Genomic DNA, 819 nt, shown 5'->3' on the forward strand with positions numbered 1-819 from the left:
CTGGCGGGCCGAGATGATCGGCGAATAGCGCGTGGCGCCGTCCACCAGCCGGCCGGCGCGCAGCAGGGCGGTACGGGCGACGATGCCGTCCAGCAGCGCATCGCGCACCCCGCGCTGGACCAGCAGACGCGATCCCGCCACGCAGACCTGTCCCGCATTGCCGGTAAAGGCCCGCAGGATACGCTCGGCCACGGCGCCGACGTCGCGGATATCGTCATAGACGATCTGCGGGCTCTTGCCGCCCAGTTCCAGCGTTACCGGCTTCGGCCCGCTTTCCGCCGCCGCCTTCATGACGGCGATGCCGGTACGGGTCGAGCCGGTGAAGGTCAGCTTGCCGCAGGCGGGGTGGCGGGCCAGCGCGTCGCCCGTCACCGTGCCGCTGCCCTGCACGACGTTGAACAGGCCCGCCGGCACCCCGGCCTCGACCGCCAGGCGGGCCAGCATGACGATCGAAAACGGCGTCATCTCGGACGGTTTCAGCACGACGCCGTTGCCCGCCACCAGTGCCGGCACCACTTTCCAACTGCCCATGACCAGGGGGAAGTTCCACGGCGCGATCGCGCCGACCACGCCGTACGGCTCGGCCATCACCATGCCCAGCAGGTCGGTCTGCGTGGCCGCCACCTCGCCGCCCAGCTTGTCGGCATATTCGGCGAAAAAACGGATGCCCTCGGCCGTGAACGGCACGTCCCATCCCGCCGTCTCGGCGATCGGCCGGGTGGAGCATACCGTCTCCAGCCGGGCCAGCTCCGCGGCATGGTCCTCGACCAGCCGTGCCCAGCGCCGCATCACCCGCGCGCGCTCGCGCGGCGGGCGATC

General features: G+C 71.3%; 1 protein-coding gene. It reads right to left on the reverse strand.

Annotation, left to right across the window (positions count from 1 at the left end):
• On the reverse strand, positions 1–819 hold an 819-nt coding region (locus tag HUK84_RS20765; protein ID WP_176641873.1), incomplete at both ends, for an aldehyde dehydrogenase family protein.

The organism is Nguyenibacter vanlangensis, from assembly GCF_013376155.1.
Classification (GTDB): domain Bacteria; phylum Pseudomonadota; class Alphaproteobacteria; order Acetobacterales; family Acetobacteraceae; genus Gluconacetobacter; species Gluconacetobacter vanlangensis.